Annotated in this window: 19 protein-coding genes; 5 read left to right on the plus strand and 14 right to left on the minus strand. The window is 68.6% G+C overall.

All coding sequences use genetic code 11. The features are described from left to right. Positions 1-423 precede the first annotated feature (423 nt). From WMR31_RS21645 to WMR31_RS21675, 7 genes are all read right to left on the minus strand, one after another. Entirely contained in the window at positions 424-2,049 is a 1,626-nt protein-coding gene (locus WMR31_RS21645) for a hypothetical protein (protein WP_340541010.1), read from the minus strand. Continuing rightward, on the minus strand, positions 2,046-3,854 hold the full coding sequence (locus WMR31_RS21650) for a hypothetical protein (RefSeq protein WP_340541011.1): 1,809 nt from the start codon (positions 3,852-3,854) through the stop codon (positions 2,046-2,048). Before WMR31_RS21650 ends, WMR31_RS21645 begins: the two co-directional genes overlap by 4 nt. Beyond that, a complete protein-coding gene (locus tag WMR31_RS21655) occupies positions 3,854-4,519 on the minus strand; it encodes a hypothetical protein (protein ID WP_340541012.1) in 666 nt (221 codons plus the stop codon). Before WMR31_RS21655 ends, WMR31_RS21650 begins: the two co-directional genes overlap by 1 nt. A 125-nt stretch (positions 4,520-4,644) precedes the next feature. Further along, the gene (locus WMR31_RS21660) at positions 4,645-4,998 is read right to left on the minus strand and encodes a hypothetical protein (protein WP_340541013.1); all 354 of its coding nucleotides are present in this window, start codon (positions 4,996-4,998) and stop codon (positions 4,645-4,647) included. A gap of 61 nt (positions 4,999-5,059) precedes the next feature. Further along, complete coding sequence (locus tag WMR31_RS21665; protein WP_340541014.1) at positions 5,060-5,506, minus strand: hypothetical protein; 447 nt, start codon at positions 5,504-5,506, stop codon at positions 5,060-5,062. After that, positions 5,506-6,993, minus strand: coding sequence for an Ig-like domain-containing protein (locus WMR31_RS21670; protein WP_340541015.1), 1,488 nt, complete (start codon positions 6,991-6,993; stop codon positions 5,506-5,508). The genes WMR31_RS21665 and WMR31_RS21670 overlap by 1 nt, the downstream gene beginning before the upstream one ends. 965 nt (positions 6,994-7,958) lie before the next feature. After that, complete coding sequence (locus WMR31_RS21675; RefSeq protein ID WP_340541016.1) at positions 7,959-8,282, minus strand: hypothetical protein; 324 nt, start codon at positions 8,280-8,282, stop codon at positions 7,959-7,961. A gap of 1,058 nt (positions 8,283-9,340) precedes the next feature. Between WMR31_RS21675 and WMR31_RS21680 the strand changes: the two genes are divergently transcribed. From WMR31_RS21680 to WMR31_RS21690, 3 genes are all read left to right on the plus strand, one after another. After that, complete coding sequence (locus WMR31_RS21680; RefSeq protein WP_340541017.1) at positions 9,341-9,619, plus strand: hypothetical protein; 279 nt, start codon at positions 9,341-9,343, stop codon at positions 9,617-9,619. A gap of 63 nt (positions 9,620-9,682) precedes the next feature. Further along, positions 9,683-9,940 (plus strand): hypothetical protein, encoded by a 258-nt coding sequence (locus WMR31_RS21685; RefSeq protein WP_340541019.1) that lies wholly within the window; start codon positions 9,683-9,685, stop codon positions 9,938-9,940. A 262-nt stretch (positions 9,941-10,202) separates the two neighbouring features. Continuing rightward, positions 10,203-12,314, plus strand: coding sequence for a hypothetical protein (locus WMR31_RS21690; protein ID WP_340541020.1), 2,112 nt, complete (start codon positions 10,203-10,205; stop codon positions 12,312-12,314). 42 nt (positions 12,315-12,356) lie between these two features. Here WMR31_RS21690 and WMR31_RS21695 read toward each other — a convergent pair whose 3' ends face one another. The 5 genes from WMR31_RS21695 to WMR31_RS21715 all read right to left on the minus strand — a co-directional run bounded on the left by WMR31_RS21695 (position 12,357) and on the right by WMR31_RS21715 (position 20,940). Further along, positions 12,357-16,301 (minus strand): helicase-like domain-containing protein, encoded by a 3,945-nt coding sequence (locus WMR31_RS21695; RefSeq protein WP_340541022.1) that lies wholly within the window; start codon positions 16,299-16,301, stop codon positions 12,357-12,359. Between the two features lie 1,358 nt (positions 16,302-17,659). Beyond that, on the minus strand, positions 17,660-18,175 hold the full coding sequence (locus tag WMR31_RS21700) for a hypothetical protein (protein WP_340541023.1): 516 nt from the start codon (positions 18,173-18,175) through the stop codon (positions 17,660-17,662). Between the two features lie 185 nt (positions 18,176-18,360). Continuing rightward, complete coding sequence (locus WMR31_RS21705) at positions 18,361-18,636, minus strand: ParB family protein (RefSeq protein WP_340541024.1); 276 nt, start codon at positions 18,634-18,636, stop codon at positions 18,361-18,363. Further along, positions 18,633-19,415, minus strand: a complete 783-nt coding sequence (locus tag WMR31_RS21710; RefSeq protein ID WP_340541025.1) for a ParA family protein — start codon at positions 19,413-19,415, stop codon at positions 18,633-18,635. The genes WMR31_RS21705 and WMR31_RS21710 overlap by 4 nt, the downstream gene beginning before the upstream one ends. Before the next feature lies 1 nt (position 19,416). Continuing rightward, positions 19,417-20,940, minus strand: coding sequence for a ParB/RepB/Spo0J family partition protein (locus WMR31_RS21715; protein WP_340541026.1), 1,524 nt, complete (start codon positions 20,938-20,940; stop codon positions 19,417-19,419). 131 nt (positions 20,941-21,071) lie between these two features. On the opposite strand from WMR31_RS21715, the gene WMR31_RS21720 reads away from it, so the two are divergent. Continuing rightward, positions 21,072-21,482 (plus strand): hypothetical protein, encoded by a 411-nt coding sequence (locus WMR31_RS21720; protein WP_340541027.1) that lies wholly within the window; start codon positions 21,072-21,074, stop codon positions 21,480-21,482. A gap of 35 nt (positions 21,483-21,517) precedes the next feature. Then, positions 21,518-21,868: a hypothetical protein gene (locus WMR31_RS21725; RefSeq protein ID WP_340541028.1), complete on the plus strand. Its 351-nt coding sequence runs from the start codon at positions 21,518-21,520 to the stop codon at positions 21,866-21,868. 1,082 nt (positions 21,869-22,950) lie between these two features. On the opposite strand, the gene WMR31_RS21730 is transcribed toward WMR31_RS21725, so the two are convergent. Further along, a complete protein-coding gene (locus WMR31_RS21730; protein ID WP_340541029.1) occupies positions 22,951-23,934 on the minus strand; it encodes a hypothetical protein in 984 nt (327 codons plus the stop codon). Beyond that, positions 23,921-24,268, minus strand: a complete 348-nt coding sequence (locus tag WMR31_RS21735; protein ID WP_340541030.1) for a hypothetical protein — start codon at positions 24,266-24,268, stop codon at positions 23,921-23,923. The genes WMR31_RS21730 and WMR31_RS21735 overlap by 14 nt, the downstream gene beginning before the upstream one ends. Between the last annotated feature and the right edge of the window lie 80 nt (positions 24,269-24,348).

The following is a 24,348-nucleotide window of genomic DNA, read 5'->3' on the forward strand; positions in this document are numbered from 1 at the left end:
CGATGTCTCCGAGCACCACCACATGGGGCGAGGTGATGAGCTTCTCCTCGTAGGCGGTGAACGAGTCGTGCGCGACCGCTGCCGATGACGTGCGGTCACGCCCGATCACGATCCCTCGTTCGTTGAGGGGAGCAGCGATCAGCGCCGGGTTCAGAATCTCGCCCTGCCGCGTCGTAGTCGGTGCACCGGCAGCTAGAGGCGCGTATCGGCCCCTTGCAGCCGCTCGGGCGCTCGTCCTCAGCTGCGCACCCCGCGGCTCGGCCGCCACGGGCAGCGCGGCCTTCCTTTCTGCAGGCGCCGCCCCCACGTCCGGGCTTCCGGTCGTCCTGCCTCGTCGGCCGACCCAGCCTCGACGCTTCGGGCTTTTCGCGGCCGACCCTTTTTCGCTCGGGGGTGCTTCGGCGGTCTCGCTCTGATCGACGCTCACATCAACTCCTCCTTCGGTCCGGTCCCTGCCAGCACTCCCGCCGCCCAGGCGCCCGCGGTCTGGCGCGCCGGCTTCATGCCTCGGGCGAGCGGCCAGGTGCAGGCGTGGGCGCCGGCCTGCTGGGTGTCGAGCCAGCGCAGCTCTCGCACCCCTGCCTTGTGGGCTGCCTCGGTCAGGAGCTCGCACGCACTGCGCAGCTCGACCTCTGTCTCCGACGAGACGGTCACGTGGATCACGTACTCCAGACCGTGGTGCCCCTTGCCAGGCTTGAGGTCGCGCACGCGTGCCCGCGCTGCCGTGAGTCCCTCGTCGAGGTCGTCGTCGCTCAGGACGCCCTTGCGGGCTCGCGCCGACTCCTCGGCCAGGTCCGACGTCAGGTCGACGCGTGCCTGCGACCGTGCCGTCTGCTGTGGCACCCCTTCCAGCTGGACCGAGATGGTGCGTACCACCCGTTGCCGAGGAAGTTGCGAAAGCAGGGGCAGCATCCACAACGCGTTGCGGCCAGAGGTCTCCATCGCTCTGACCGGCAGCTCGGCAGTCCGGTGGAACCACGTCTCTTCCAGGCCGTCGGGTCCCTGGTCGGCCACCGTGACCCATGACCATCCCTGGTCCGACTCCAGCCACGGGTTCTCGGGGTCGACGTCCCCGGCCTGGTCCATGGGCCACGAGGGCATTTGGAGATGCCGCAGTACCGCTGCGGTCTGCGCGGCCGAGAGCGCCCGGCCCGGATCGAGCTTCGCTCGGTACATCTCACGCCAAGCGGCATCGATCTCCTGACCCATCAGCAGAATCCAGCCGTCTCGGCCGGGTGCCTTGCGCTCTGCGAGCCGCAGGAACCGGGGCGAGAGAGGCCACCGCACAACCGCGTAGTGCCGTTGCATCAGACCGCCACCGCCGAGACGGTCGATGACCTCCTTGTAGGACCGCAGCAGTTCCTCGGGCGCCTCGAGATCGACCTCGTCTGCGATCCATGACTCGTGGGCCGCGGTATCGATCGGCTGAATGTGGGTGAGGATCTGAATCCGCTTGGCCAGCGCGGTGACCATTCCCAGGCTTCCTAGGAGCCGTCCGAAGGCGCGCGATCGCGCGTTCACTACGTCGTCGCCCTGGATTCCGCTGATCTGTCCGCCCAGCGGAAACACCACCGACAACCATGCGTCCTCCCCGGTCGGCGCGTGCCACGCGATTCCGGGAACATGGGGCTTACGCAGGAGCCACCTCATGCCCTCTGCGCCGTCGGGCCAGTCACGGTAGGTGTTCCACTCCCCCGCCACCGACGCGCGAGCTCGTCCCTTGCTGGCAAGGAACGCGGCGTGCAGCTCTGGCGGTCGCCGGTCGACGGGGCGGAAGCGGTTCAGCCCTGCTGCCTCGCGGGCTCGCCACTCACGACGGAGCATCCACCGCTCCCAAGGTGTACCGCGGTGCGTCTCGGTGGTGAACACGTAGACCGCAGCGGCGCTGATTAGACACAGTGCCAGGCCGGGGTAACCCACCAGCGGCACCACTATGACGGTGGCGGCCCCCACGATCGCCAGGCCCACGTTCCGGGCCTTTCGCGTGCTCACGCCGCCCCACAGGGATCGGTGGCCTGCCTCGCCGCCGAGATAGCGCTGGTCGATCATCGCGCACCTCCCCGGCGGTCACTGTGATCGTCGGCCTGCGCGATCACCTCGTCGCCGAGCTGCTCGATCGCGGACGACCAGGTGCTGCGTCGCGACTGAGTCCGTTGTCCCCTCGGCCGCCGGCCGCCGCCCTCGCGGCTGACCCACGCCGTGCGGCGGGACCACTTCGACTCGTCCGCGGACTCGGCCGTGTTGCTGGCGTCGTCGCCTCCCCCGGCTCCGCTGCCGCTATCGGCCTTGTCCGCGTCCATGCCGGTTGCGTCGGTGCTCGCCGGCGCGTCGCTGGCGCTCGACGAGGCAACGTCGCCGCCACCGCTCCCGCTCCCGGCTCCGCCGACGTCCTCGCCTCCTGCGCTTGTCGACGGAGTGGCGGCGTCATCGATCGTTGTCACGGAGGGCGACCCGTCGCCGTCTCCGGAGTCTGGTCCGACAGTTGACGACACGTCGTCGCCACCGCCGTCAGCACCGCCGCCCGCGGCCTGGCCTGCCTGCTCCTCGGCGTCCTGCTCGGCGTCCTTCACTGCACCCGCGGCGGCTCCTGCGGCCGCCCCGGCCCCGGCGATAAGCACGTCCCCTGGGCCCGTCTCGGCGCCCGCCGCAGCAGCTTCCTCGGCGCCTGCGGCCGCACCCTCGGCGGCCCCCGACGACGAGCCTCCGCCCACCGTGGCGAGCACGTCGCTCCCGCCGCCACCCTGGCCGTCGCCGCCACCGACGCCAGCATCGACCGAGGCCGCTTCGCTTGTCTGAGACCGCTGAGCTAGTGCGTTGCTTGCATCGGTCCTGTTCCCCGACGGCCTCGGTATTGACTTCAGGTTGACACCGTCGGTCGATCCTGCCCCGGTGGGCAGCACCGGTGCGAGCTTGGACAGCGCGAGCGGGGAGAGTGCCGTCATCCATAGCGCGATGCAGCACATCGCCAGGCCGAGCAGGACTTGGATTCCTTCGGGAAGACCCTGCTCCCTACCGGGCAGCTGGTCGCCGAGCAGCGTGCCGGTAGCCATCTTCAGCGAGACTCCGAGCAGCAGAAACATCAGCGGGTGGGACATCATGATCCCGATCCAGATTTTCGCAATCGACCATGCCCGGTGCTTCTGGTTGGCCGAGGTGATGTACTGCCATGCGAGTGGGAAGAAGACGCCCGAGAGGTACTGGGTTACCAGCATGACGAGCAGTGTCACGAGGCACGTGAGCAGCCCCAGCACCATCACCGCGTAGATCACCAAGGCCACGAGTGGCCCGCCGGCGATCTGATCTGGGTCACCCGAGTTCAACATCTCGTTGAGACCGGCTGCCACTTCGTCCGAGGTTCCACCGATGAACTCGTTGATCATGCTGTCGGTCAGAGCGCCGAAGAGCTTGACTAGCCCGGCGCCGAGGGGTGGGCCGAACATGCAGCCGATGATGAACATCGGTGACCTGGCCACGAGAATGTCGACCATCTCCGAGCTGCTGATCTTCCGCCGGGCGTGCTGAACGAATGCCCACAGCAGCTGGAGGACCCATACGAGGATCGCAATGGCGAACGTCGTGCGGTACGCGTTGAGGAACCAGTCCGCGCTGAGATCGGGCTCCATCGCATGTGTCATCGCGGGCAAGATGTCGCTCGAGAGCGACTGCGCGGCGCCTTGTGCCTTGTCCGCGAGATAGCCGAGCGGGTCAGATGCGAACGAGAGCCCTTCCTTCACCGCACTGGCGGCATCCTCCGCGCCTTGGACGCCGTTGATGACGGCCCCGGCCGGTGTAGAGCCGACGATCACCCCCGCGACGTCGCATGTCTGGTCGGGTACGAGAGGACCGCCGCACATCAGCAGGCCTCCTCGAACGGGAGCCCCGAGGAATCGAGGGCGGTCCGCGCAGCTGTCCCTCGGTCGGCGCTCACGGCGTCGATCGCCGCCTGGTCGTAACCGGCCCAGTGCCACTTGCCGTCCTCGACGACGACCTTCGCGACGACTATGGCCTGCTCGCGAATCGCTCCGTCTTGGACGAAGTCGACCGTGAAGGCAACCGTCGCGTCGGGCCCATTCAGTGCCCGGACCTCGTAGTGCTTGCCAACGAACGTCGCGGTCTGCGGGACCTCGGGCAGTGCCCGGATCTCGTCCTGGATGGACCGGAGCAGGTCATCGGGGAAGTCCGCGCTCATGATGCGCGGACCCACCGTGTCGAGCTCGCCCGGCGCCCCTGGGAGGACTGTGCCCCACCGGACCACCGCCGCCATGAACGCCGCAGCGCCGTCGCCGGTGAGCGGCGCCTCGGCCTGGGCCTGGAGGACAGCCTCGCCAGGGCTGGCCGCGTCACGCCCGAGACACCCGTCGGCCAGTTCGCCGGTACCCGGCGACGCGACGGACGGCGCGGCCGTTGGAGGCGGCGCATCGGCGCTGCCTGACCGTGACGCCAGAGCCCACACTGCGGCCGCGATGACAGCCACAGCCGCCAGTCCTGCCACGAACGGCCAGATGGATCGACGCCTCACGGCGTACAACCGTTGGTTCGACATCTGCTTAACCCTTCTCCTAGAACGGGTTGTAATGGACCGCTAGGCCTGCCGGCCGATCAGCTGCTGCGCAGCGACGGCCACTCGGGCTTCGCGTGTCACGATCAGCCGGCGATCGCCAAGATCGCGCCGACAAGCGGCACCAGGAGCGCGAGGCCGAGCAGCGAGATCGCCGCGACCTTGACCTCTGCCCGGCCTTCGCGCACCGCCCCTGGGTGGCCGCCGTTCGTGTTCGTGTTCGTCGTCACCATTCCGCGGATGAGGAAGAAGATGGACGCGATGATGCCGAGACCCCATACCCCGGCCAGAAGCTTCTGCCAGGTCTTGGTGAACTCGGCTCCGAAGATCTCGAAGTCGGGGGCGATCCCTTCGATGGGGTTCTTGATAAGGGGAACGATCGTCGACATGGTCGAGGCGACGACATCGGCTCCCTGGCTCAGCGTTGCGAGGATCAACATCTCTGGTCTTCTTTCTTCTGTGGTGGGGGTGACTGGCCGGGTCGGGGCTGGCAGCGGGCGATCACGAGCCGCCAGGCTGGGAAGCGGCCGAGGCGACGTAGGCGGCGACGCGCTCCCCAGCGGCCTCCCACCTTTCGCGACCGGTCAGAAGGGGCGGCTTCTCCGCCTCGTAGGCCTCCTGGTCAAGCTCGGGCTCTGCGTAGCGCTCTCGTCGGGTGGCCCCAACGAACACCGCCCGGGCGGCCTGGCTCTTGGATTCGGCCGGGGTGGCCCCGCAGGGGTCCGGTGATTCGGCCGAATCACCGGACCCCTCGAGGCCACTGTCGAGCAGGTCATCGAGCGATGTCGGTTGGATGGTCCGTTCGTCGACGTCGACGTCCGGCCCGTCGTTCTCCTCCTGGTCGATCGCGTCGTAGTCCTCGACCACCTGGTCATGGGCGTCGTCTTGGAGCGCCTCAGACGTCTTCCCTGTTTCCCAGGGTGTGGGTCGCCGCCCTGAGGTAGTCATTACTGGACGATCTTGAAGATCACGCCGCACGCGGAGTTGTTGCCAAGGATGAGCTCCCCGGTCGAGAGCGACGACTGCCAGATGAAGAACTTCCCGGACATCGCCGCTCCGGCGGTCACGCGCGGCAGCGCGTAGGTGCCGTCCTGCTTGATGGTCCTGTTGACTGTGCGCCACTTGCGTGCCTCCACGCACCGAGCCGCCTCACGTGTCTCGAACGGGCCGTAGACCCTGCCGATGGCCTGGTGGGTCTCCCAGCGGTCGAATCCACTGACGCGGACGTTGACACCGAACGGTCGGTTCGTCGGCACGGACTGGTCCATGCCGTCAGGGCGGGCCTGGCTGATCGACGCTCGTCGCTGCACCTTCACCGGAGCACCGCACGTGCTCGCTGCCGGGGTCGAGATGCTCGCGCCGGCGTACACGCCCCATCGGTAGTAGCCGCTGCGGGTGGGCTTGTAGGACGGCAGCGGCCACGACGAGCTCGTCGACGTCGTGGTGCTCGAGGAAAATGCAGGGGAGCCGACGCATCCCGCAGCGGATGCGCTCGCCGGCCCGTAGACGGTGCGCCTGACCTCACGGGCTCCAGCACCGCCCGTGATCGTGTAGGAGCCGCCCAGCACCTGGCCGACCATGATCCGACTGGCCCCGTTGCTCACTCGCACGCTTTGCGTGGTCGTCCCGATGATGCTCGTCTTCGCGCGGATCACGCTCGTGTGCCCGGCGATCGCGACGGCCGACGACGCCCGCCGCTTGGCCTTACGGATACGCAGGCGCCAGTCCGGGACCTTCGAGACTGCGGCACGCGCAGCGATCACGCCGGCCTGCACGGTCACCGTCGCGGATGCGACTCCGTTCCTGTTGGTGTAGGCCGTGACCCTGGCGCCGTTGCCGTAGGTGAAGACCACCGGCAGGCCGAAGACGCCGTTGCCTGAGCGGGACCGGATGGTGAAGGTGAGCTTGGCGCCCGACCCGGCTACCGCACGGTCCGGGCCGGTCAGCTTGGTCCGGTAGGGGCCGGACTGCGCCCGCGCATTGGTGAGCATCTGGCGTGCGTATGAGCGCACGTAGCCGCGGTTGCCGCCGACCTGGCGGATTCGCGCGGCGCCCTTGGAGCCGTTGAGGCGGTAGGACTTGCCCGCGAGCAGGTGCAGTACGGCGGCGTCGACGGCGGCGGCCTGTGTCCGCGACCCTCGGGCGCCGTACTTGGAGAGGATCCACGCCGCGCGAGCGCGCGCCGGGCTCTTCCGGGCGAGCTTGACGGGTCGGTACTTCCCCACCACCGGCTTGCTCGCGGTGGTCCGGTAGACCCGCTTACCTCGCATCTTGTAGCCGCCGATCCACCCCGGCTTGGCGTTGATGCTGTACCCGCTGTCACGTGTCGCCCTGGCCGAGGCCGTCGGCGGCGCCGTCAGACTCGCGGTCAGCAGGATCACCGCTGTCACAGCGGTGATCCACCGGATCGCCCGGTGTCCCATCGTGAGTGCCATCTGTCTTCCCTTCTCCGAGTGCTTTGTTGTGGAACCGTCGTGTGCTCAACCGGTCGGGACCGGTGGTGGGCCTCCCCCATCCAGGGGCGGCGGTGGCTTCGGGCCGCCGTGATGCTGCTGGCCGCCTCCGGTGCCGTGGTCGCCGTCTCCGCTGCTCGGCGGGGGCGCGGGCGCGGGTTCCGGCGCCGGTTCCGGCGCGGGTTCCGGCTGCGGCGCAGGCGCAGGTACCGGCGGTGGGGTCGGAGCCGGTGGCGGGTCGGTCGACGGGCGCGGGGGCGACGGCACGCGGACGGCGCCGACGATCGGGTTCACCCCCGTCACGCGGACCGTCCAGCGGTAGCGGCCGGCCGTACGTACTTTGAGTGAGACCGTCGTCGTGCGATCGACCAGACGCACCGACTTCACAAGCCTTTGACCACCAGGCCCGATCACTCGGATCGTGGCGGAGGTTGGGCGGCGGGTCGCATCGATCCTGAGCCGGACCACCCCTACCCGGGCGAGTGCTGAGGCTGAAGCTTCCCGCACCGGGCGCGGCTTCGGTGCCACCACTGGTTCGGCCGATGGGGACGGGGTCGGCGGCGCGGTTGGCGTGCTCGTCGACGTCGTCGATGCGGCTTCTCGTGGCTGCTCGGTGTGACCACCGAAGACGAGCGCGCCTCCCAGCGCAGCGACTGCCGCTAGCGCGGCCGTTCCGAGTAGCGCTCGCTTGGCCGTCACGGCGCGAGGCGAGGTGACAGTGCCGTCCGGGTGGACCTCGAAGGTCACTCGTTCAGACCCCGTGATCCCGACCGCTCGCACGGGCCGACCTGACTTGGCGGCCTGCTCATAGAGCGCGTAGACCGCCGCGATGGCCGGGTCGCACTCTCGCAGCTCGTCGGGTACTTGCCTGGTGACCAGCGTCCCGTCGACCAGAGCCTCTTCTTGATCGACCACTACTACCGAACGCCGTTGCCGTCGCGGGCCGATCACTGGACCTCTCCTTTCGTCGCGGACTGCTCGGGCGGGCTCAGCCGCCAACGCCCGTTCGTGGCTCCCGCGTGGTCGACCAGGGAGCCGCTCGACTCCTCCCCTGCGGCGACGGACTCGCGCGCCGCAGCATCCGTCTCGCTGGCCCGCACCGCGGTCCAGAACGGTGAAGGGTCGCGGTCGGCCGCGCCGTGGCCGCACGGGCAGGTCCGCTGGCACATCGGTCGGATCCGGTCGGCGCAGTCGGCGGCAGTGTGGTGCGTCTCCTTGCACGGGTCGCACGGGATGCGACGACCCGCGGATCCTCCCGGAGCGACACTCATCGGAACGCCCCTCGGGGTGTTGGGGGTGGCCCCGCCTGGGTCTCGGGCCCCGGGCAGAGCCACCCCCCGCCGGCCCGCCGATTCCGACGAACCACACGGGTTCGGCGGCGTGCGACACGACGGCGCTCCCCCTCGGCGCGAGGGAGGAGTCCTGCGGTCGACGTGCTGGCGCCGACACTCGTGAAGTGGTCTTCACGGCCGCATGAGCTCGCGACGAAGCCTCGAGCATCGAGAGCGCGGATGGGTCTCACGTTGGTGGCCTTTTCTCTGGAAAGGAAGCGGTTGGCTTCCCCGAGAGAGCGGCTCAGGTCAGGTGCGTCGTCGTGGGTCCCTTGGGGATCCACGAACGGCGGCACGAGCCTCCGGCCTCGGGTGAGAGACCGGCGCCCACGAAGCTGGCGGCGAGAAGCGGAATCGCACCGAACGTGCGAGACGTGTGAGCGTCGACGACAGGCCGCACTAGCGGCCCTCGTTGCCCTTCACGCCCCGCGAACGCTGGCGACTGGAATCGCGACCGGACTGCGCGCCCGGCCTCCTCGATAGACCAACTCCATGAGCGGAGCCGGGACACGTCCCGTGGCCGGGGTCGACGCTGTAAGAACGCAACGCCCCTCTTCCCGACGACCTCGCAATACTGCGAGACTGGACTAGTCCCCTCTCTGGGGATACCCCCACCGCCCGTGGTCCCTCTGCCTGGTAGTCGAAGGTGACCGCTGGTGGTGGGGTTTTTCTGTTCGAGGCACGAGCCTGCGGCGGCACCCTGTGCCACCCTCGCGCCCCGCGACCGAGACACACGCGGAAGCGTCGACACACCTGGGATCCCCATCTGCACGACCCTCCCGTCGTCTCCCGCCGCCGATTGTTATCTACGTTGGCAACATTCGGCAAGCGCGTTTGACACGATCCTGCGGTCGATTTGACCGCATACTTGGCACTGTAGAGCAACTAACGGTTAAACCGCTAGTCTTGCTGAAAGGTAGTCCCCAGTGACCCGTGCCCCGCGGAGGCGACACAATGACTAGATGCCCCGGTACTCCTCGACTCCGCGGGGCATTCCTATGAGCGTCGAGGACGCGGCTGCCATGCATCGCACGCCCACGCGGCTCGCGCTGATCGGCTTCTTCCTCGCCCATCCCGGCGCGGGTCAAACCGCTGCCGCTGCCGATCTCGAGATACCGCTCAATAGGGCGGCCTCCAGCACACGCGCCCTGGTCGCCCTCGGCGTCCTCGTCGAGGAGTCGGTACCGGGTCCTGGCACGAGCAAGGGCTACACGGTCGACCAGGCGCGTGTCGCCGAACTGCTCGACGCCGTCCGGAAAGTGGTCGCGCCGGAGTAGCGACACGCCGAGCCCACCGGAAATGCACCCCTATCTATGGGATAGGGGTGCATTTTTGACCACATGGCACTCACTCCAGGCTCGCGACGCCGCGAGAAGCGGGCAGACACCGTCTTCCTGAGCGCCGAGGTCGCGCCGGAAGCGCGGGAGCAGATGAAGGCTATGGCCGCCGCCACCGGGCTTTCCCTGGGCCTGTTCATCGAGCAGCTGGTCAAGGTCGTGGAGGTTGACGAGAACGGCAGGCCTCTCGCGCTGCCGTTCATGGGGCCGAGGACCGACGAGAGCTTTCCGGGGATGGAGGATTTCGCCAGAGCTGGATGACACCCATCAGGGCAGTGCCCTGACGTGACAAGAGGACCCGTTTGGCGCGGGCCCTCTAGTCGAATCGAGACCGAGCTGCGAACTCGGCCCCTTGTAAGCCCCCACTGACCAAAGTGAAGGAGCGGCTTTGTGCTGCCCAGGCTAGCACTTGCACCTACCCGTTTCCACGGTCCGTTTAGCGCTGTGGCGTGTCGCCACCGCCCGGCTGCGCCCAGGTACGCACGTGGGTAGCCCGACGGCCAGGCGGGCGCTGACTGCGACCTTGGACGACCTGTTGTTCGAGCCGTCGGGCTGGTTCGCGATCGGCGCCGACAACCTCCGCGTGCCACGCGTGGTCGTCGCGACCCGCGAGGCCGGGCTGGCGATGATCGGAATGGGGTCGGTGGCCACGATCGTCGGCCGGCTGCGCCCGGAGGTGTCGGTGGTCGACGTCGATCTGGCGGGCCCCGATGGCGACGCGGCGGCCGAGCTGCTGACCCGATGGTGCCTCCGCACGGGCGTGTGGCATCTGGTGCGGCCCTCGGGGGGAGGTCCCGGCCGCTACCACGTGTTCATCGCCCTCCCCCGCACCGATCCCGACCTGGTCGACGTGGTCGACCAGCTCCGCGTCGACCTGTCCGCCAGCCGCACACAGCTCGACCGCCGCACGCCTGTCCGGCCGCTCACGGCACCACACAGGCTCGGCGGCCACCCCGGGCCCCAGGGTGCCGCGGAGGACCTGCGCGCGGCCGCGGTCGCTCTCCACCGCCTCCTGGGGCCGGTGTCCTCGGCTGGCGGGCCGGACGGACGCCCGACGCCGGCGGCGGCCACCCAGGACCGTCTTCCGCTGACGCCACCGCTCCCGCCCGGGCGGCCACGGCCCCGTAAGGCGCTCGCTGCGCCGTGGGCTGGCTACCTCGAGGACGGAGTAGCCCCGCCGGTCGCTGGCCAGAGGCAGGGCTGCACCGCGGTCGCGCACGGCACGTGCGGGCGGTGCGGTAGTGACCACAGCCGCTCGACGATCGAGGCGATCGCCACCAAGCACCTGCTCCACTGCGGCCACGACGCCACCAGCGCGTGGCACCTGATCCGGGCCGCGCACCCCGACGCCATGACCAAGGCCCGCGACAACAAGGACCGCTGGATCACTTTGGTGTGGAACCGTGCCGTCCAGGAGGACCTGGCCTACTCCCCCGCCCTCGAGGTCGACGACGACGTCGTCGCCGCCGTGACGGCCGCGCGGGGCCGTCTCCCCGCGCTGGCCCGCACTCTCCCTCCACGGCGCCGTCCCGCGCTGCTCGCCGTGGCCCACCAGATTCTCGACCGGGCACTGCGCACTAACAGCCGGCGCGTCCCGGTCCCTGAGCGCGACCTGGTTCTCGACACCGGCCTGAGCGACCGCAAGACCATCCGCGCGGCTCTGAGGCACCTCGACGGCCGCCTAGGAGATCTCCACACCGACGCCTGGACACCGGCCCGGCGCGAGGACACGAGCTTCGAGTACGAGCTCCCGCCCGCACCAACTCCCGCGGCCGCCAGCGACGGGACCGGCCTGTTGCAAATCCCCCCACCCAGCAGTCATACCCCCCAGCCCGCGCCCGTCCGGTACGTCCCTCCGGGGGTCTGGTCTGTCCTGGGCCCCACTGCTCACGCCGTCTGGAGGACCCTCAGTACAGAGCCGGCCAGCGTAGAGGACCTGCTGGCTCGCACCGGCCTGACGGACTCTGCGGCCCCACCGAGTGCTGGCCAGACCCGGACCGCCACAGAGACCCTCACCGTCCTCGCGCGTGCCGGCCTGGCCGCGTGCACCGTCGACGGCACCTGGACCGCTGCGACGGGCCCCTACTCGGCCGACGTCCTGGCGCGCGCAGATCGCGCGCACCGCGCCACCACAGCAGCTATCGGAGCCGAACGGGCGACCTACCGCGCCGCGAGCTCGACGAGCTGGTCCAGGGCTCGTACCCGTGCCCTGAAGGCGCAGATCGCCCGCGAACACGCCTGGTGGGACGGGCTAGAGCCCGCCGAGCAACTCGAGCGCCGCGCCCGCTGGCGGGCCACCTTCGACGCCCTCCCCCTCATCGAGAAGGAGCAGCTGACCAGCCGGCTCGCGCGGCGCCGCGTCGACGCGGGCATCGACGAGCGAGCCCGCCACGCCGCCTGGACCGCCGCCCAGGACCCCGAGACAGCCCGCCGGCGGGCCCTGGACCGCCAGGCCGCCTACGCACGCCTCCCAGAACCGCTCCAGCACGCCCACGTCGCTGCCTGGCAGCGACATCGCGACACCTACGGCATTCCGACGCGGCCTGGTGATCCCGAGAACACTGATGCTGGGGGGAGTCGCACCATCGCTGGTCACGCCAGGCCGCGCGACCCGATCTTGCATCACTTGCGTTGACCTTGGTAACTGTGGTCAATACTCGGGTTGGACGGGCGCTGGCTAATCCATCGAGGGCGGCTTCACTTCCGGTCCGCGGCGACGGTGTTCTGCGCCATGACGACGGTGGTCGTGTGAGTGCGGGTCTGCGCGTGGCGGCAGGTCACGAGAGTCCTCGGTGATCTCCCGGAGGCGCTGACGGGCATCGCGGAAGCGCTCGCGACTGGCCGCCCCCAAGGCCGGTGATTCGGCCGAATCGGTGGGCTCGGCCTCCTCGGCTTTGGTGGCCTGTTGGAGTTGCTCATCAAGCTGTCGCAGGTGTTGCCGTGCCTCCTCGAGCTCGGCCGCGCGGGGGAAGTCGTCGCCCAGACGCTCCTGGGCCTCGTCTCGTTCTGCTCGGGCGGCTTCCAGTTGGTGGTTCATCTCGCTCAGGAGCGCGTCGAGGCCCGCCACGCGATTCTCGAGGCGCGTGACAGGTCCGAGGCTGCCGCCGAGGACGTCCTTCATGGAGATGCGTACCTGATGCCGCTCCAGGCCTGGCATGGTCCCGATGAGGTTGTCCCCGCTGACGCCGCGCATCATGGACAGGCTGAAGGTGGTTGAACCGATCGACACCTCCCCGACGGGGTGCTCGCGAAAGGTGGGCAGGTTCCCCAGCTCGCCGGCGATCGGCCCAACCTCGTGCGCGAGCATCTCGGCGGCCGAGGCGCGATCCAGGGCTGTGCGCCCCATGATCTTCGCGTGAAACGCCTCGCCGCAGGTGTCGGTTCGGTCGGTGATGAGTCTTTCGATCCGCGGAATCTCGGCTTCGAGCTCCAGTTCCTCGCGCTCGGCCTCACGGATAGTCGCGTGGCGCTGGTGCTGATCGCGAGCGTGCGCACGTGAGAGACGCTCCAACTTCACCACGGCCTGTTCGGCCTGCGCCCGCTCCATGATGAGGGGGTTTCCGCTTGCGAGTGCCTTCACCTCGCTGAAGGAGAGCGCCTGAGAGGAGGTCAGGTCTTCGGCCCCGCGGGTTTCCAACGTGCCGTGCATCATCTGGGAGATGAATCTCTGCTTGCGCTCGACGGTCTGCCATGAGAACGCGTCGAAGGAGCCCTCGGTGACGTACCGGATGATCTGGACCTGATCGTTCTGGTTGCCCTGGCGCAGAATGCGGCCCTCTCGCTGTTCGACGTCGGCCGGCCGCCAGGGGCAGTCCATGTGGTGCAGAGCGACCGCGCGGGCCTGGACATTCGTGCCCACGCCCATCGTTTCGGTCGACCCGACGAGCACGTCGACCTGGCCGTCGCGGCACGCGGCGAACAGGCGCGCCTTCTTCTCATTGGTGTTGGCGTCTTGGACGAACCTGATCCGTGCTGGGTCCATGCCGCGTGTGGCGAGTTGGTCTCGCAGCTCCCCGTAGAACGACCAGGGGATGCTCTCCCCCGCGCCCGCTGGCGCGGGGGTCCCGAGGTCGCAGAACACGATCTGCAGGCCACCTGGAGCGGGATGCTCATGTCCCTCGCTGGTGCCGGGCGCGACCCGGTAGCGGGTATGGCGGTGTTCGGCCCAGATCTGGTGGATCCGGTCGGCCGCGACGTCGACCTTGGATGCTGTCGTGGCGATCGGGTCGTGCATGGTCCGGTCGAGCATTCGCAGGTCCAGGGCGGCTTTCCGGCCGTCACTGGTGACCACGAGCATGTTGTCCTCGCCCTTGCCGCGCGGGGCGGCGCCGTTCCGGAGGCGTTCAGCACGTTGTGCGAGGGTCCCCATGAAAGCGGTGAGCTCAGGCGAGGCTGACACCACACTGGCCTCGGCGGCCCGTTGTCCGTCGGCGCGTGTGGCGATGGCCGGGATTGCGAGGTTGAGTTCCTCGGCTGTCTTCACGTCGGCAGAGACGTGCCACATCCGCAGCAGCTCGGGCAGGTTGTCGAAGCGCGCGAACCTGGTTTTCTGGCGGTGGCCACCTTCCGGGGTCAGCTCGAGTTCGGTGACGAGCGTGCCGAAGGTGGCCGCCCAGGCATCGAAGTCGTTGATGCCCGCCGCCTTGAGGAGGTCCGGGCGCAGGTACTTCTGCATCACCCAGGCCTCCGAGACACTGTTGGCGATCGGGGTAGCGGTGGCCCCGGTCATGACTCGGGCTCTCTTGTGGCCACGCTCGGCGGCACGTTCCTCTGCCCGGCCCCGCAGCCAAGTGAGCTTCATGTCCAGGTCGCTCGCGCGGAGGGACCCCTTCTTGTTCATCTCCTGGATGTTGGAGGCGATCGTCAGGTTCTTGTAGAGGTGGAGCTCGTCGACCACCAGGTAGTCGATCCCGGTCTGCTCGAAGGTGAGTCCGCGATCGCGTGGCCGGTCGAGCAGCATCTTCTGGCGCTCTTCCTTCGCTGCGACCGAACGCTCCAGCTGCTGCACCGTGTGGGACGAGAGACCAGCTGCGCGCGCCTGTTCCCTCGATTCGCGCAGCGCGTTGACCTCGGCCTCGACGTAGGCGATCTCGGTCTGCTTCGCGACCGGTAGCAGCTCGAACGCCTTGTGGGTCAAGACGATCCCGTCCCAGTCCCCCATTGCGGCTCTTCCGACGAAGTGCTGGCGCCGATCCCCTCGCAGGTCCTCCGAGGCTGCGGCCAGGAGGCGAGCGCGCGGGTAGAGCTGCATCCACTCCCGGCTGACCTGCTCGAGCATGTGGTTCGGCACCACGACACAAGGCTTCTCGACCAGGCCCAGGCGGCGCAGTTCCATCGCCCCCATGACCATCTCAGCGGTCTTTCCGGCACCGACGCCGTGGTACAGGCCGACCGATGGCTCGGCGATCATGCGGGCCACCGCCGTGCGCTGGTGAGCGTGGGGGGTGAAAGTTGCTGCCAGGCCCGGCAGGCTCAACCGCTCACCATCGGCGCTGTAGTCGCGCAGAGCGATCGCGTTGAAGATCTCGTTATACTCCCGGGCCAGCCGGCGGGCCCTATCGGCGTCAGCCCAGAGCCACTCCCCGAATCGCTCACTGAGCTGCTCGGCCTTCTCTTGCGCTGCAGCTGTCTCGACTGCGTTGAGGACCCGACGCTCGCGGCCGTCGGGGTCGGTGAAGGTGTCCTGGACGACGATCGCCTTCTGCTCCATGAGCCGCTCGACGATGACGTAGGCGTTCATCCGGCTCGTGCCCCAGGTCGAGGTCACCGTGGTGGTGTGCCGATTCCCGCCCCGAACGTTCCACAGGGCCCCGGCCGGGTGCTCGACCGTCGCGTCGGTGTCCTTGGTGATCTCATGGAGGAACGCCTCGACGTCGCTCGCGGGAATCCATGCCGCCCCGAGCCGGGCGGTGATCTCGACCGGCGTCAGGTCGCGTGGGATGACCTGGCGGAGTTCCCCGACGTTCGCCGCCAGCTCAGGACGCTCTAGGACGGCCTCCTGGGCGGCTCTGAGCGCCTCCCTGACGTTCCCGGACAGATACTCGGCCCGCGGGACCAAGTCGCCGGTCACGGGGTCGTCGAAGACCAGGGTGCCGAGCTGGGCTCTCGCCTGCTCCGCGGTAGCCCCCAGGAGGCGCGCCACGTCATCGAGGTGTACCTCACCGCGAGAGTCCATGACGATGGCTAGTGCGTCCTCGGCTGTGTCGGCCGACGTCGGCAACTGCTTGCGGCTCACCACTCGTTGGGAGAAGACCGCCGCCTTTTGTGCGGTATCAGACGCTTCGTCGTAGACCTCTAGGCCACGTACGGCCCCGGAGAATGGGTCGAGGTCGAAGGTCTTCATCACTGCCGGCTTCCGCCGGGTGATCACGGGATCGCCGTGGCGGTCGGTCCGCGTGGACTCGGTGACCTTCACCGAGTTGATCGGCCCATATGCCTGCACGTACGAGTCGTACTCGCCGTTGAGGCGTCTCCGGAGGCCTTCGATGCCCGCTGCTTCGTCCGACCCGGGCGCGGCGGCCTCGGCCTCCAGGAGTGCGAGCTGGGTGTCACGGATCGACAGGAGGGCCCGCAGCGGCTTGATCTGCGCCTTCGGTACCTCGACGGGCCGCTGCACACCCATCACGAGCTGGGTGAACCGGCCGTTGTGGGCGTCCCACGTCAAGAAGCCCTCGAAGCGGCTCGAGTTCCCCGCCTCGGCGACCGGGCCTGGCTCCGCGGCCAGCTCGGCGAGCCGGGCGGTCCGCTCCTCGAGGGTGTCATCGCGCGAGAACGTCAGGCCCGCCGAGCTGGCACGCACGACCTCGCTCCGCAGTCGCGTGCGGAGTTCTTCGGCGGCCCCCTCTCCTGGCGAGCTGTGAGTGACGATCAGCGTGGTGGCCCCGTGCATCCCGTGGCCCACACTCAGCTCGCCCAGGACCAGGTGCGGGTTCACATCGAACCAGCTGTTCAGGCCGACGTCGTGGGAGACGCCATCGGCGTCTCTCAAGGTTTTCGGCACGACCTGGAGCCAGGCGTTGTCCTCTTGCGGCCGTTCCTTCTCGCCGCGGACGCGGAGGACGAGGAGGTCGGTGACCGCCTCGGTCCCAGCCACCTCCTGGTGCGCCCCGGTAGGCAGGCGCACGGCTGTGACTAGATCGGCACGGTCGAACATCTCCCGTCGGGCCCCGGGATCGGCAGCGTCGAGGGTGAACCGTGACGTCAGGACGGCCACGACGCCACCCGGTCGGACCAGGTCCAGTGACTTCAAGATGAAGTGGTTGTGGATCGTGTGGCGCCCAGGGTTGTGCAGCCGGTCGTGTAGGGCGTAGCTCCCGAACGGCACGTTCCCGACCGCAGCCTCGAAGATGGCCCGCGGGAGATGCGTGTCGGCGAACGACTCCTGGCGGATGACCGCAGAGGGGTACAACGCTGCCGCGATGTCTGCGCTCACTCCGTCGAGCTCGACTCCGACCATCCGCGCCGCCTCCGGGGCGAGGCCAATGAAGGTGCCCGCGCCCGCGCCCGGCTCGAGGACCGGGCCGCCGGCGAACCCGAGACCCTGCATGGTCTCCCAGATCGCCTCAACGACCCTGGGGTCGGTGTAGTGAGCATTCAGGACCGTGCGGCGAGCGGCGCGGTACTCAGATGGGCTCAGCAGGGCCTGGAGGTCGAGGCGAGCATCGGCGCTGTCCGCTCGCTGCTCATCAAAGACCTCCTTGAGGGCTCCCCACGACGTCCAGCGCGCCAGGGTCTCCTGCTCAGCGCGGCTTGCGGGCCGCCCCTCGTTCTGCACGCGGCGAAGTGTCGAGAGCGCGGCAAGGTTCGCCTCGAGGCGCTCCTTCTTCCCGCGCGGCCCGACCTGCCCGGTCTGCCACTGCGGAGCGACGTCAACGCCGTGGCGCGGGCCCGCCCGCCAGTCGGCCGGCTCAGGCGGCTGCTGTCGCCCCTCGTTCTCGGCCGGTCGCGCCGGTGAGAGTGATTCGGCCGAATCACTCTCACCTAGATCAGGTCGAGCAGGCCGGGAGTCTCCCGTAGCCAGGCCCGATACGCCGAGTCGAACGCCTCCCGCTCCGTCGAGGTCGAGGAGTCCTGGGTTGACGCCGTCCAGGCCTTCCACAAGGGATGGTTCCGGTCCGCCGGCATCACTCCCCCGTCCTCGTCCTCGATCGCCCCCACCGTCCGCAGGGCCTCCTCCCGGGAGATCGGCTCCAGGCGAAGGTCGTCGAGCTCCTGGTCGAGGTCCTCGTTCGTCGTCGACGGCCAGACCAGGTCGGCGTAGGTCAGCTCCTCGGCCTGTCTGCGGATCGCGTTGAGCCGCCCGATCCGTTCCAGGTCGGTCATCTCGTTGAGGGCCGGGCGCTCGGCTGTCGTCAGCTGATCCCGCAAGCTCTGCACCTGGCCGTCGATCTCCTCCCCCAGCTCCCGGAAGAAGGCCTCCGGGTCGCTCAGCTGGGCGTACTGGCTCGGCCGGTACATCTTCCAGTGGCGCTGCGCGAGTGCTCCGTAGTGATTCATCGAGCTCGGTCTCTCCGTCTCCCCAGAGGTCCAGGGTTGGGTGGTCATCGTCGTACCGCCGACTACGCCGCTTCGCCACCCGTCACGCCCCCTGTCTCGGCGTGACAAATATTGCCAGCCGTCGGACGCTTTTGTACCCGATCGTGCCCGGTATGAACAGCACCGGCCGAGCGGACGGCCGCCCCTCATGGCGAACGTGGCGGCTCAGCGACGTCGCCGGCCCCGATCCTGGGGCCCGTCGGGAGTCGAGCACCGTCCGAGCCGAAGGGCTGCCCGTCGTTGTACTCGCGCTCGGCGCGCCGGACGTGCTCAGCCAGGGCGTCGGTCGTGAAGCTTGCGAGCGACACCCGCGGGCCGAGCAGCCGCTGCAAGGCGAGCACGGTCGCCCGGGCCGACTCGAGCACCTCGGCGTCCACCTGAGTCCCGAACCGGACCCGTTGCGGCGAGTTCTCAGTGGTCACAGAATCCCCTTCTCCTCCAGATAGGCAAGGACTGCCCGATAGTCGTCCGTGACACCCTCGCGCGGGGCGTAGACGGGCAACGGGACCCCGTGCGACTGCGCCTCGGGCACCCGCACTGACTTCCTCACAACCGGAGCGGTCCGGTCGCCGTAGGCCTCGGTGAGGAAGCTCATCCCGTCCTGGTAGATCGAGCCCGCACTGCTGCCGGTCGGAACCATGCACGGCACGACCGCGCCCAAGGTGAGCCCGACGTTGACCTCGGCATCCGCGAGCTCGGCAATGACGTCCTCCAACATCGGGATGCCCTTCAGCTCCTTCCCACTCGGCCACGTCACGGTCACCACCGACGTGGCCGGCACCAGGGCCGCGAGGGTCATCACTCCCATCGATCCGGGGCAGTCGATCAGGACGGTGTCGATCGCCTCTGGGCAGTCACGCAGCGCCTGCTTCAGTCGCATGTCCCGCGCGGGCACACCTTGAAGCTGGATCAACTCCGCGTCCATCCTGCGCCGCGCGGCAGGCAGCAAGAACAGGCCCTCCATCCCGGTCTCCACCAGAGCCTCACCGAGCTCCGCCCGCTTGAGAAGCACCGTCGCGGACGAGACCTCCACCTCGTCAGGGTCGTGACCGAGCCATTCCGTCGCATTGGATTGCGGATCAAGGTCGACCACCAGCACCCGGCGGCCCACCTCTGCGAGCAGGGCCGCCAGGGTTACCGTGGTGGTCGTCTTTCCCGCCGACCCCGCCATGTTCGCCACCGGGACGATGTGCTTGGGCATCTCAGGCCTCCCCGGCCGCGGCCGCCTGCGGCTCTGCTTCTGGCGTTGATTCGGCCGAATCACCCACCTCATCCTGGACCTTCCGGAGACGAGCCGACTCCCACTCGGTCGGCACGTACCCCTGTCCTTGCAGCCACTCGAAGTACACGAGATCCAGCACGCCCCACCGCCTGTGCGTCCATGAGGCGCACTCCTCCACGGCCGCCACGACGCCGAGGGCCGCAATCCGCGCGCGGTCGGCGCCACCGCGCGGACACTGCTTCAGAACGGCCTCCATCCACTCATAGTGCGTGGGCTTCTCGCTGAGATCACTGGCAGCCGGACCGAGGCCAGCCGCGAGAGCGAGCTTCATGCAGACGGTCTTTGCATCGGCGTTCAGGTGCTTCCCCGCAAGGGTCGCCTCGATCCGCAGTTCGTCGAGTGCCGTCGGCGACAGGGCGCCCTTCCTGGTCACGATGGTGGCCAGCGCCTCGCGTCGGGCCTTCATCGCCTCCTTGCGGCCGCGCTCCTCCTCGCGGGCTTCCAACTCCCACTTGGACAGCGCCGGCTTCGAGGTCTTCGGGGCCGCCAACGTGTAGTAGCACCAGTCCTGGGTGTTTCCGTAGCCGGTGGTAGGGCCGAGCACCAGGTGGTCGTTCTTGCGCGCCTTCTCGATCTCACGCTTGGTCGTCAGGCGGTGCTGCCCCTCCCTGCCCTTGAACTTGTTCCTGGGGTCTGCCACGAAGACTACTCCCTCGTCCTCGGCCTGCTTCTCCAGCTCGGCCAGCCGGCGCGCGGCCTCCACCTGGTGGACCGCCTCGCTGGCGATCACCTCCGCACCCCAGTTCGGTCGCTCTACGAGAAGTCGGTCGAACTCCGCCGCGACGTCCTCGTCTCCCTCAGGCAACCTGGCGGCGACCTCCTGCGCGGTCTCGAGGCCCATCTCCCCCGAAGCCACGCGCTTCTGCGCAAGGGGCGAGAGCTTCAGCAGGGCGAGCCGCTTGCTGATCCGCGCCTGCGGCACCCCTAGGTGTCCGGCCAGCGCCCGCTGCGATAGCTCCTGGCGGTCCATGACGCGGCGGTAGACGGCTGCCTCCTCCAGGGGCGTCAGCGCGACCCGATGGACGTTCTCCGCGACCATCACGTCGTCGGCCACCAGGTCGTCACGGACGATGACCGGCACCTCATCGACCCCGGCCTCCACGCAGGCCGCCCGCCGCTCGTGCCCCGCGAGGATCACGTACGGCGCGTCCCCCACTGCATCGGCGTGCTGCGGAAGCGCGGCAAGGAACACCGACCGCGACTGCACGATCAAGGGCACCAGGACCCCGACCTTCGTCACCGAGGCCACCAGCCCCTCATCGGCCTGCGAGCGCGACTCAGGGTTCTCCGGGTTCGGAGCCAGGTCGACGACCGGCATCGCGGTCGCCGCCTCGTCAGCAGCAGCTGCCTCCCGCAGGGCGGTCACCACCCCAAGGTTCGCCCGGCCGGGCTTCTTCGTTCCGAAGGGGTTGGTGCCCATCCCCGTCTTGCGCTGACCAGCCATCGCTGGACCCTCCTCGATCTTCTCGTCCGAGCAACCTTATGCCCGTGTAGGTATTGCTTACAATACCCACATTACTTACAATAGCAAGTGTCGGCACGCCACCTGAACGAAATCGAAGGAGAACGAGACCAATGTGCGAACTCACCATCAAGGAAGCCGCCGAGGGCTTCCGCGAGGCCAAGCGGGCACTCGCCCTGCTGCACGCCCACCCCCGCGCCAGCAGACGGCAGCTCGGGGCGGCGCGGGACCGCCTCAACCTGATCCGACGGCTATCCGATGACCGCGACCTGTGGAACAACCTCTACGCCCTCGAATGCATGGTCAGGGACATCTACGGCACCGAGACGTTCGAGGACGCCGTCCAGCTGGCCCAAGACATCGAGCGGGCCACTGGTCACGACCCTCGCGACGAACCGCACGTCGAGAGATTCGCGATGAGCGTCGACCGAGCATGCGACCACTGCGGCCGCGTGCGCCCGACGGTCCTCCTCGGCGGCAACAACGGCACAGCCCGCACCTGCTCGACCTGCACCACGCGATGAAACAGGGACCCCCAACCCCAACTAGGAGACTACTGATGAGCACCGAAAGCAGCAGCCTGATCCGGACCGTGACCGTCCGACGGACCTTCCTCGTCCGCCAGACAACCGACTACCTCCTCGAGGTCCCGCACGACTACGACCTCACCGAGTGGAAGGAGAACGACTACGCAGGCTTCGACGAGTTCGCCCGTACCCTCGGCACGGTCACTCGTCAGGACTACGACGCGCTCGACGAGCTGGACGAGATTCCGGACGCGGGGGAGGAGCCACCTGCTCTCGCCGACATCTGGTCAGCGGGGGAGGAGGCGCGCCGGCGCCTGGCCGAGGGCGAGCCCCACGGCCTCTGCCAGCTCTGCGCCGCCTGCGTATCTCCCCGTCGCCCCTGACGACCTGGTCACGAGCCTCACCGGTCAGCGGATGCAAGGATGGCGGCCATGCTCGGGGAAGGTGCGCTTGCGACGGCGCGCAACAGGCTTCGCTCGATCTGGCAGGTCCCGGACACGAAGGAGTTGTCATGGATCCCGCGCTCGTCATCACCCACCTGCTCTCCGCCGTGGGCGGCGCCATTATCGCCTGGGCCCTTCTAGCTCGTCGTCGGTGAGGACGCCGACCCCCGTGGGGCGTCTGTCCCCGCCCGCTCAATCGACTCAGCGCGAACCCACGCTTGTCGGACGTAGGGCCCATCGCCCCTGGCGGGGATTCCCACCGAGGCGGAGATGACCCAGCCGTCCCAGCCGTCCCTTGTCTCAGAGCGGCGCCATCCCAACAGCAGGCCGGGGGAGCGACGGTCGCCCCACACCTCGACGTCCGAGACCCAAACGTGCTCGGCGCGGGGATAGATCACCGAACGATGGTAGAACACCCGTTCGAGCTGGCGTGTGGAGTGATTCGGCCGAATCACTCCCAGGAGAGCCGATCGTCCGCCTGGAGTGATTCGCCCGAATCAGTCCGCAACCTCGAACAGCGTCGGCTGATCGCGGTGCTTGTCTCCGGCCTCGAGGGTGGCCTGGACATCGCCGCCGCTCCGGATCGCGTCACGGACGGCCAGCGCGCGGCCTAAGGATCCGCGAAGGTCGTTCAACGGCCCCCCAACGCGGTGACGTCTACGTGACCAGTCCTGTGTGTTCTCACGCCCGCTGCTCGGTGCCATGTGCTCGACGTTCTGGCACAACGGGTTGTCACACACACCCAGATGACCTAACACCGGTGTCGCTTGGAGCGCGGCTGCGCCGTACGCCAGGGCCCAAGCGAACCTGTGGGCGATGATGACACGTCCGGCGCCGGGGGAGTGTGGGCGAAGCCAGAACCGGCCGTGGCCTCGGTCGGACACGGCCCCAGCCCACCACACGCAGTCGGACCCGGCGACGCGCCAGGCCTTCGCGCGAAACCGTGCGACGACCTGGGCGTCACCTAACACCGCCTCGAGCTCGCGGTGGTAGTTGTCCAACGTGCCCACCTGAATCCCCGCCTACAGCCTATGTGTCCTGGCGCTGGATGCACGGTTGTTGTCATGCCGAAGGTCGGAGCGTTTGCGGTCCCCGACGACATCGAGCTCGCCTGCCGAGGTTTCGATCCTCGCGGCAATCTCGCGGATCGAGGCGGCCAGCCGCTCCACACGGTCATCGCCGGTGTCGGTCGGAGGGGTCGAGTCCAACGCATCAGCGTTCTCGCGCACCAACCGGGCCGTCTCGCGCAATCTGCTCGTAATCAGCCCCATCCGCGACGGCGCGGGGGCAGCACGATCCTGCTCCGGGAGTCGTGCGGTCGCAGTCGCGGGCACCCTGACGTTCGACCAGGTTTCGGTGCCAACCTCGGCGGTCAGCGAGACCATCCGCTCGTCGTCCGGCTCGCCTCGCGCCTTCAGCGTGAACTCCATGTCAGCCAGAACATCCATCTCGCCGTGGCCGACGTACCGGTGGCCGACGTCCAGCTCCGTGACCGGCCTGGCCGCTGCGCGGCGCTCGTGCGCCTGGAGCGCTGCCTCAGCATCATCAAGGTGGTGTAGGCCATCGCGCTCGCCCTCGGTGTCGACCGCAGCGAGTAGCCGCGCGGTCACGCCGCTCACGGCATCCAGGGCGTCCGCGGCGGTCCCCAGTTCGAGTTGTTCCGCGACGGTTGCGAGGTCAGCTGATCGGAACGGCTCGCCGCACGTCGAGAGGCTCAGTGACACAGAGGCTGGGCCGTCGCCTGCGGCGTCGACCGATAGGACTGCGATCGGGTACTCCAGGGTGCGGAAGCCGTCGTCGTCGCGGAAGTAGTTGGCGGCCAGTTGGACGGTGGCGGAGTGCTCGCTCAACGAGATCGCTAAGCCGTCTTCGTGAAGCTCGAAGTTGCCGGCCCAACCGGGGTGGCGGACCTGGAACCGGCGTCGCGCGGCTTCGTGCCGCTCCTGGGCCAGCGGTCCCCCGAATCCGACATGACCGTCGAGGTCGGCCCGTTCAAAGCTCTCCATCGCGCGCCTCCACATGAACGTCACCGACGGGCCTGGCATGGCCGTCCTCATCCGGTCCTTGCCGGACCTTCGCCTGTCGACGGATTCGCCTGACCTCGGCCTCGTTGATCTCGAGCAGGACCGCCACGTTCGCTGTCGGCTCGCTCAGCTCATCGACCAGAGTCATGACAGCGGCCTCTACCGCCTCGACCCCTTCGTCGATGAGCGACCGCCCCGCGTAGAACGCAGTCGCGGCCTCCTCGATCCGCTTGTCGCGGGCGTGGCGATCGGCGTCAAGGCGCCGCTTTGCGGCCCGAGCACGTTCCCGAGCTTCTGCCTGATTCAGTCGTGCCATTTTCAGTTCTCCTCAGCCTGGTAGCCAGATGTTGCCAGCCCAAGGTACCAACCAGATCGACCATCGAACCAGCACCAAGT

It is taken from the genome of Nocardioides epinepheli, assembly GCF_037936805.1.
In the GTDB taxonomy this organism is placed as follows: Bacteria; Actinomycetota; Actinomycetes; order Propionibacteriales; family Nocardioidaceae; genus Nocardioides.

What these genes read in the sequence shown, in the direction of transcription:
- WMR31_RS21645 (WP_340541010.1), bottom strand. Translation starts at nt 2,049, where the DNA reads ATGATCGACCAGCGCTATCTCGGCGGCGAGGCAGGCCACCGATCCCTG.
- WMR31_RS21650 (WP_340541011.1), bottom strand. Translation starts at nt 3,854, where the DNA reads ATGTGCGGCGGTCCTCTCGTACCCGACCAGACATGCGACGTCGCGGGG.
- WMR31_RS21660 (WP_340541013.1), bottom strand. Translation starts at nt 4,998, where the DNA reads ATGTTGATCCTCGCAACGCTGAGCCAGGGAGCCGATGTCGTCGCCTCG.
- WMR31_RS21665 (WP_340541014.1), bottom strand. Translation starts at nt 5,506, where the DNA reads ATGACTACCTCAGGGCGGCGACCCACACCCTGGGAAACAGGGAAGACG.
- WMR31_RS21670 (WP_340541015.1), bottom strand. Translation starts at nt 6,993, where the DNA reads ATGGCACTCACGATGGGACACCGGGCGATCCGGTGGATCACCGCTGTG.
- WMR31_RS21675 (WP_340541016.1), bottom strand. Translation starts at nt 8,282, where the DNA reads ATGAGTGTCGCTCCGGGAGGATCCGCGGGTCGTCGCATCCCGTGCGAC.
- WMR31_RS21680 (WP_340541017.1), top strand. Translation starts at nt 9,341, where the DNA reads ATGAGCGTCGAGGACGCGGCTGCCATGCATCGCACGCCCACGCGGCTC.
- WMR31_RS21685 (WP_340541019.1), top strand. Translation starts at nt 9,683, where the DNA reads ATGGCACTCACTCCAGGCTCGCGACGCCGCGAGAAGCGGGCAGACACC.
- WMR31_RS21695 (WP_340541022.1), bottom strand. Translation starts at nt 16,301, where the DNA reads ATGGGTGTGCAGCGGCCCGTCGAGGTACCGAAGGCGCAGATCAAGCCG.
- WMR31_RS21700 (WP_340541023.1), bottom strand. Translation starts at nt 18,175, where the DNA reads ATGAATCACTACGGAGCACTCGCGCAGCGCCACTGGAAGATGTACCGG.
- WMR31_RS21710 (WP_340541025.1), bottom strand. Translation starts at nt 19,415, where the DNA reads ATGCCCAAGCACATCGTCCCGGTGGCGAACATGGCGGGGTCGGCGGGA.
- WMR31_RS21715 (WP_340541026.1), bottom strand. Translation starts at nt 20,940, where the DNA reads ATGGCTGGTCAGCGCAAGACGGGGATGGGCACCAACCCCTTCGGAACG.
- WMR31_RS21720 (WP_340541027.1), top strand. Translation starts at nt 21,072, where the DNA reads ATGTGCGAACTCACCATCAAGGAAGCCGCCGAGGGCTTCCGCGAGGCC.
- WMR31_RS21725 (WP_340541028.1), top strand. Translation starts at nt 21,518, where the DNA reads ATGAGCACCGAAAGCAGCAGCCTGATCCGGACCGTGACCGTCCGACGG.
- WMR31_RS21730 (WP_340541029.1), bottom strand. Translation starts at nt 23,934, where the DNA reads ATGGAGAGCTTTGAACGGGCCGACCTCGACGGTCATGTCGGATTCGGG.
- WMR31_RS21735 (WP_340541030.1), bottom strand. Translation starts at nt 24,268, where the DNA reads ATGGCACGACTGAATCAGGCAGAAGCTCGGGAACGTGCTCGGGCCGCA.